General features: G+C 37.6%; 8 protein-coding genes. All 8 read left to right on the top strand.

All coding sequences use genetic code 11. The features are described from left to right. The first annotated feature begins 98 nt into the window (after positions 1–98). On the top strand, positions 99–515 hold the full coding sequence (locus tag AAEY57_RS18210; protein ID WP_350608466.1) for a LexA family protein: 417 nt from the start codon (positions 99–101) through the stop codon (positions 513–515). Next, entirely contained in the window at positions 500–1,759 is a 1,260-nt protein-coding gene (locus AAEY57_RS18205; protein WP_350608465.1) for a Y-family DNA polymerase, read from the top strand. Before AAEY57_RS18210 ends, AAEY57_RS18205 begins: the two co-directional genes overlap by 16 nt. Before the next feature lie 79 nt (positions 1,760–1,838). Continuing rightward, positions 1,839–2,504, top strand: a complete 666-nt coding sequence (locus tag AAEY57_RS18200) for a GmrSD restriction endonuclease domain-containing protein (protein ID WP_350608464.1) — start codon at positions 1,839–1,841, stop codon at positions 2,502–2,504. 174 nt (positions 2,505–2,678) lie between these two features. Next, positions 2,679–3,404 carry an NYN domain-containing protein gene (locus AAEY57_RS18195; RefSeq protein ID WP_350608463.1) on the top strand — a complete coding sequence of 242 codons (726 nt, stop codon included), beginning with the start codon at positions 2,679–2,681 and terminating at the stop codon, positions 3,402–3,404. Positions 3,405–3,639: 235 nt separating this feature from the next. Next, positions 3,640–4,440 carry a hypothetical protein gene (locus AAEY57_RS18190; RefSeq protein WP_350608462.1) on the top strand — a complete coding sequence of 267 codons (801 nt, stop codon included), beginning with the start codon at positions 3,640–3,642 and terminating at the stop codon, positions 4,438–4,440. Between the two features lie 299 nt (positions 4,441–4,739). After that, positions 4,740–5,582 (top strand): hypothetical protein, encoded by an 843-nt coding sequence (locus AAEY57_RS18185; protein ID WP_350608461.1) that lies wholly within the window; start codon positions 4,740–4,742, stop codon positions 5,580–5,582. A gap of 185 nt (positions 5,583–5,767) precedes the next feature. Then, positions 5,768–5,977, top strand: coding sequence for a hypothetical protein (locus tag AAEY57_RS18180; protein ID WP_350608460.1), 210 nt, complete (start codon positions 5,768–5,770; stop codon positions 5,975–5,977). 174 nt (positions 5,978–6,151) lie between these two features. After that, positions 6,152–7,346: IS1182 family transposase (locus AAEY57_RS18175; RefSeq protein WP_350608459.1), on the top strand; the 1,195-nt coding region annotated here is incomplete at its 3' end.

The following is a 7,346-nucleotide window of genomic DNA, read 5'->3' as shown; positions in this document are numbered from 1 at the left end:
ATTATTCATGGACGCTCCTAACATGATTTGATTTACTTAGTATAGCAAACCAACACAGAAATGGATCAGCGCCATAAATAAACAGTAATGAGGTGCGTATGTTTGTTATTCCAATTTTTATAGAGGCCGGTATTACAGGATTTGAGTCTCCCGCAGCAGAGTACACAGAGCTTGGGATTTCGCTCGATGAACTCATAATAAGGCATCCTAATGCGACATTTATTGGTTTAGCATCGGGTGAATCAATGCAAGATGTAGGGATTTTCGATGGTGACTTACTCGTTGTAGATAGAGCTGAAAATGTGAGTACTGGCGATGTGATTGTTGCGAGTTATAATGGGACTTTTGTATGTAAAATAATAGATAAAACAAACCGTTTACTCATTTCTGCTTCTAAAAACTATCAGTCTGTTTATATTTCTGAAAGTGATGACTTTAAATTAGAAGGTGTTGTTACTTCGAGCATTCGACTTCATAAGAATAAAGCCGAGCTGAGTCGATGTTTGCCCTCGTAGATGCTGTTGCTTTTTATGCGAGTGCAGAAAAGGTCTTTGACCCCTCTATTCGCTTTAAACCAGTTGTGGTTCTAACAAATAACGATGGGTGTATTTGCGCCATATGCCCTATTGCCAGAAAGCTGAACATTCCTAAATTCCAGCCTTACTTCAAAGTTAAAAACTACCTAGAGCAACATAATGTGGTTGTTCGCTCATCAAACTATGAGCTGTATGCTGATTTGAGCGAGCGAATGATGACGGTGATAAACCGCTTTTGTGATGACCACTATGTATATAGTATCGATGAGTCTTTCCTTCGTTTTACTGGCTTCAGTAAAATCATTGATGATTGGGCCGACTATGGGCAAACAATACGCCGTGCCGTTTGGCGTGAAACCGGCCTACCCGTTGGTGTTGGGTTTGGTACGACGCCTACGCTAGCTAAAGCCGCCAACCATGCAGCTAAAAAGCTGTCCGGCTATAACGGTGTTGCAGTTATTAACGATGAGCATTCTCGCCAAGCAATATTGACGCGAATGGATGTCACTGATGTATGGGGCATAGGCTCCCGTCTAGGAAAAAAACTTAAGTTTATGGGGATTAACACGGCATGGGAGCTCGCTTGTCAAAACCCTAAAGCCATGAGAAGAATGTTCAGTGTTGTCGTTGAGCGAACAGTCAGCGAATTAAACGGTATTGCGTGTTTAAGTTGGGATGAAGTAAAGCAGAATAAAAAAGAGATATACTCTACAAGAAGCTTTGGTGAAAGAGTCTGTGATATAACAACATTAAAATCAGCTCTCGTTACGCATGCTGCCATTGTTGGCCGCAAACTGAGGAAACAGCAGTCTTTAGCAAAACGTATCGTTATATTTGCTGCCAGTTCACCTCACGAAGAATTTTATTATAAAAAATCACTTCTATATGAGTTTCCCATACCGACATCGGATACCAGTGTTATGGCTAAAGCCGTCTCTGACGTCATAAATGATATTTTTAAAGTAAATACGCGCTTTTATCGCTGCGGTATTGGTGCAATAGAATTAGAGAGTGAGTTATTCCAACAGGCTGACATGTTTTCTGTCAGTGAAGATAAACCAAGGATGATGGAGTGCTTAGATGCTATAAATAAACGTTATGGCGTGGGCACTTTATCAATCGGCAGTGAAAAGCTTATACAAACATGGAATATGAAGCGTGCTTTCTTATCACCTCACTACACAACACGTTGGTCAGACATCCCTATTATAAAGTGCAATTAAATCGGTTATTGTATATTTATCAACCCTAGTTTTAGACAGTGACGTTATTGGTTAAAAAAATCAGGTATAAGGAATTTAAATGAAAGCGCTAATATTAATACTAACTTTGATGGCCTCCAGTAGTGCCTCAGCTCACAGTGGTCGAACGAATTCAGAGGGTTGTCATAACGATAAAAAGCGAAACGAGTATCACTGCCATAGCGGTAAAAGTACGCCAAATATAATTAAACCAGTGCCAAAAGGCTTTGGGGTTGGCTCGCTTACTTATAATAGAAAAGATTGGCCACACTGGGTTGATGCCGATAATGACTGCCAGGATGCAAGGGCTGAAATACTCATTAGAGATTCAAAGTCACCAGTTAAATTTAAACGAAATAAGCCCTGCAACGTTTCTTGGGGTGAATGGATAGACCCATATACTGCTCAAACATTTTATAAAGCCTCAGATATCGACATAGACCACATTGTCCCCTTAGCTCATGCTCATGAGATGGGTGGAAAATACTGGACTCGAGAGCAAAGAAGATCGTTTGCCAACGACTTTGAAAACCTCTTAGCTGTGGAAGACAACGCCAACCAATCTAAAGGCGCTCAGCCACCCCATGAGTGGATGCCCCGAAATAAGCACTTTCATTGTAAGTACGTAAAAAAATGGAGATACATAAAAATTAAATATGGGCTCCAAGAAAACCTTATAGAAAAAACATTTATAAACAATTTAATTAGTTCAAATGGTTGCAACTAGCTGTAGATGAGCAACAAGGAGACGCCTCTAATTTGGACCCCAAATTAACCAAGCCACTACAATACTGTTATTTGGCTGGAATATGGAAAATAATAGCCTAAGTATTTACTAGTAAAAGTCGAGAAACTGTTTACTGTATTGGTCAATAAGATTTTAAGTTTCAAGGAAGCTTTTGTGAGAGATAAAGAGAAAATTGCGATATTTATTGATGCAGATAACGCACCTGCTCAAAAGATAAATAAAGTGTTATCCGAGTTGGCGCGATATGGTGTAGTCAACATCCGTAAAGCATATGGAAATTGGAAAAATCAAAACCTGAAACCGTGGGAAGATGTGCTTCATGAATTTGCAATACAGCCGATGCAACAGTTCGATCTTACCAAGGGCAAGAATGCCACGGATATGGCATTGGTAATTGATGTTATGGATGTGCTGTATACTAAAGACATTGATGTTATTTGCCTAGTGTCGTCCGATTGTGATTTTACTCCCTTGGTAACTCGTTCTTTGGCTGATGGTAAATTTGTAATTGGATTTGGTGAACGTAAAGCACCACTCGCTTTCGTTAATAGTTGTTCACTATTCCTCTATCTTGACGAAGATAGCGAAAAAGAGCCCCCTATACAAAAACAAAAAAAGAACATAAAAAGTGACACCAAGTTAATTAATTTGCTTAGGCAAGCAATTGAGGCTGTCGAAGAAGACGATGGCTGGGCCATGTTAGGACCAATCGGTACACATATCTCAAATCACGCATCCTTTGACCAGCGTAATTATGGCTTTAAGAAGTTGAGTGATTTATTTCAAGCTATAGACTTGTTTGAAATGAAAAAAACAAACCCCTCTGTTTTATGGATTAGGGATAAAAAGAAAGCAAAACAACTTAACAAATCAAGGTAAGGCGCTTTATTAATATCCGCTTCTAGCACGTAGCCGGACTTCGGCAAAGAGCGAGGAGCAGTCACTCATAAATTTCCATGTATGAAGTCAATATTTGATCCCTTTGTTTTTCATTGAATAGAAGTAACTTATTGAATCAAAATAATAAATAAGCTATGGTTGAACCATTAATAAGAATAAACTAAAAAACGAGTTCTTCTTCCAGCTCGTTAGCCATATAAAGGATTATGCATTCATGCAGGGCTCAAAAGAAGTACTAGATTTACTTATCAAATTAAAAGATACACGCCTTAATTTCGCTATTTTCTTAATATCTAATTTGCTACTCGTGCTTTTAAAGCAGGAATTAATTACATTAAACTCTGTATATGAGACTGTACTTCAAGGTTTAGTTTTCGTTACAAGTATTCGGTTAGTTTATGCAGCTATCGGAGCTACTTTAGATTTTTTCAATAATAAGAAAATTTTAAAAAATAAAGAAGCTGAAGCAGCTTTAAAACTAGAACAAGAAAAAGTAGCTGAAAATCTAAGCAAAGAAAAAATGCTATCTGATTTTAGGCAGTTAGATGTTTTCCAACTTTATATAATCCAAGAGCTGAAAAGGCAAAACCATATAAGTGTCACCAAGGGCGCACCTTTATTCACTTTAAAGAACAAAAACATTATTTACACTCCAGCCGTCGGTGAAAAAACAGAATCAGCCTCATTAACTTACAAGGCAAATGAGCTGTTAGGTGAAACGGTGTGGGCTGAATTTGACGATTTGAAATATGGTGCAGCAAAACGCTTTTTTACTGGGCTTCAACCAGAAGAAGTAAAATGCTTTATCAAATTCTTAGAAAATGACGATATAAAAACTACTTATAAGGACCGTGGAGTTACAAATTATTATAATAGCTATTATATACTTAAACAGTATTGCGATACTATTTTATTCTCACAGCCCCAAAGAGGCTCCGCATATACAATAGATCCTATAGCGAAAAATGTTATTTCCAGTATTTATGACGAACAGACTGATATATTAAATGGCTAGCAAGATAGAAAAATCAATACAGTTCGCTCATGGCACTTTGCCGAAGTTCGGCTTGGAGCGAAAACCGGACACTGAAAAAGTTAAATTTATTCCCGCTTTTTTGAGTAGGAGCTTAATTTTGTCCGATAACATTATTAACCGCCGCTTTGGTGCAAAATAACAAGCTTAATTCCTAGCTATTTTAATTACTTGTTTACAAAGGTAATTATTGGTGAAATTATCAGAGTATGTAATATACGCCGTTTTGGTGTGTTATAAACCACCAAAATGGTGTTCAATAAGCTGTATAAGGATTAGCGATGACTCTAGTTATTGCAGGTTATAGTAAAGGTGGGTTTGAAGAAGGAATCTATTTTGCTGCGGATAGCCATATAACTCAGAATAACCATATTTTAGTCAAAGGGTTCAAAAAAGTAATTGAAATACCTATCAGGGTTAAAGGGTTAAACTTTTGTGGCGACTGGTTTAATGGATATTTAGGAAATAGGTATGAAAGTTCATGTGCGATTGCGTTTGCGGGAAGTTCTCTAGTCGCGCAACATCTTATTAATTCGATGAAAAATCACCTTTCAGAGCTTTACCCAACCTTTTCAGATGGACGTTATCAGATAGTAATGTCTTGTGAGAAAAGAAAGCATTTAAGAAATAATGATAATTACAGTGAAGATATGTTCTTAGATAGAGATTTAGATAATATCCTTACAGGTGAGTATTTATCTCAAGTGGTTTGCCATTCAATTGAGGCAGTTCTTAATGAAGCGAGAAAGCATGGCTCAATGAGTCGGCTTTTTGTCGCATATCAAGCAGAGTTTATCTTCGGTGTTCAATGCGCACAAACAAGAGAGCATCAACTGTACCAATATGAAATAGTTCCGGATGAAGAATTAGGAGCGAAAGTCGAATACGTGCGAATAGCACAAGATGAACTTGCTGTAATAGGTGAAAAAACAAAATTTAAAGAGTCGGCTTTAGAAGCTTTAAAAGACTGTCCATCTACAGAAAAGCCATCACATGCTATGTTTTCGTTTTTGAATCAGTCGATAAATAATGAAAACTCTATTGGCAACAATGGAATCGGGAAACCAAGTGTATTATTTAATCTCGAAGGGCGAATACTGAAAAAAATTCAACATGAGAATTAAATACAGCTAACAAGAGTCTAAGGTTACGAACGTCCGGAAATGGCACTTTTACGAAGTTTTGCTTGGAGCATTAAGCAGGCAAACAACAGTTTAGAGTGCTACTGAAAATACAAGGCAAGTAATAATTAATTTTAGTACAATGTGAGCAGTAAAGAACGGATGTTTTAAGTTATAAAGGAGTTAATATGGGGTTAGGTGGAATTAGTCTATGGCAAATATTTATTTTGCTATTTCTTTTCTTTGTGGGGGCTTTGCCTTGGATTCTAGCTTTAGTATCTAAAAAAGCAGAAGGCACAAACAAAGTCGTTTGGTTCTTAATGTCATTCTTTATTTCTTGGTTAGGATACCTCGTTTATTACTTTTTAGTTATTAAGAAACTGCCAGAAAATAACTAATACAAGAGACTAAGGCTACTACAGTCCGCTTATGGCACAGACTGTGTGAAAACTCTGATCACCTTTTGGTCTAAGTATCTGCTGCTTATGATCGATTAATCTATACATTTAGTTCACTTAATATACTGATATTTATATAATAAGACTATTGATTCAGTTGAGGGTTGAGGCAGTATGTCAAAGTTTATAAGCGGTGAAAGTCGTGACCAATCAACGTTATTTCCAGAATCGTTGGAAGATTACGTCAGTGAAGATAATACGGTCAGAGTGATTGATGTTTTCATTGAGGAACTAAATCTAGCTGAATTGGGGTTTAAAGGATTAACTTTAAAGTCCACAGGCCGCCCTAAGTATCATCCAGCCACATTATTAAAACTGTATCTTTATGGTTACCTCAACCGTATTCAATCATCTCGCCGATTAGAAACCGAATGCCAACGCAATATTGAACTGATGTGGCTACTTGGTAAATTGGCACCCGACTTTAAAACGATTGCTGATTTTAGAAAAGACAACGGAGATGGTATAAAAAATGTGTGCAAAACGTTTGTTGAAGTCTGTCGTCGTCTGAATATGTTTGAGAAACCAGTTGTTGCCATCGATGGTAGTAAGTTTAAAGCTAGCAACAACAAAGGCAATAATTTTACGCCAAGCAAAGTTAAATTCCACATCGACCGAGTCGAAAAGAACATTGAACGTTACCTTGAATTACTTGATGAAGCCGATAAAGAGCAAGCTAACGTCACAAAAATTAAAGCCACAAAAGATAGGCTAGCTGACTTTCGCAGCCAGTTAAAAAAACTACACGAGATTAAAGAACAAGTTGAAGCTCATCCTGACAAGCAAATATCCACTACTGATCCTGATTCACGTTTAATGAAAACTCAAGGTTTTACAAGAGTTGTGAGTTATAACGTGCAAAGTGCGGTTGATACCAAGCACCACCTTATAGTGGCGCATGAGGTGACCAACGTGCCAGATAGAGGCCAGCTTGCGTCAATGACAAAACTCGCACAAAAAGCATTGCGCAAGGAAGATATAAGGGTATTAGCAGATAAAGGTTACTTCAGTCAGCCCGATATAAAAGATACTATCGATTTGGGTGCAGAGCCAATCATGCCCAAGACGGATACATCGTCCTCTGAAAAGAAAGGGATATTTAACCGCTCACTCTTCAAATACGATGCAAATAAAGATATTTACTTATGCCCCGCTGGTAATGAACTTCAAAATCGAATGCAGGTATTTGAGCAAGGTAAATACCTTGATGTTTACTTCAATCACATTGCTTGTCGAGATTGTAAAATAAGAAGTCAGTGCACTAACTCTAAAAAAGACCCTAGGCGAATAAGGCGGTGGGTGCATGAGA

Source organism: Pseudoalteromonas sp. MER144-MNA-CIBAN-0113 (genome assembly GCF_040308965.1).
Lineage (GTDB): Bacteria > Pseudomonadota > Gammaproteobacteria > Enterobacterales > Alteromonadaceae > Pseudoalteromonas > Pseudoalteromonas tetraodonis.
This window is presented reverse-complemented; position numbering and strand designations above follow the sequence as displayed.

Excerpts from the sequence above, each read along its gene's own strand:
- AAEY57_RS18190 (WP_350608462.1), top strand. The coding sequence starts at position 3,640 with ATGCAGGGCTCAAAAGAAGTACTAGATTTACTTATCAAATTAAAAGAT.
- AAEY57_RS18200 (WP_350608464.1), top strand. The coding sequence starts at position 1,839 with ATGAAAGCGCTAATATTAATACTAACTTTGATGGCCTCCAGTAGTGCC.
- AAEY57_RS18210 (WP_350608466.1), top strand. The coding sequence starts at position 99 with ATGTTTGTTATTCCAATTTTTATAGAGGCCGGTATTACAGGATTTGAG.
- AAEY57_RS18185 (WP_350608461.1), top strand. The coding sequence starts at position 4,740 with ATGACTCTAGTTATTGCAGGTTATAGTAAAGGTGGGTTTGAAGAAGGA.
- AAEY57_RS18180 (WP_350608460.1), top strand. The coding sequence starts at position 5,768 with ATGGGGTTAGGTGGAATTAGTCTATGGCAAATATTTATTTTGCTATTT.
- AAEY57_RS18205 (WP_350608465.1), top strand. The coding sequence starts at position 500 with ATGTTTGCCCTCGTAGATGCTGTTGCTTTTTATGCGAGTGCAGAAAAG.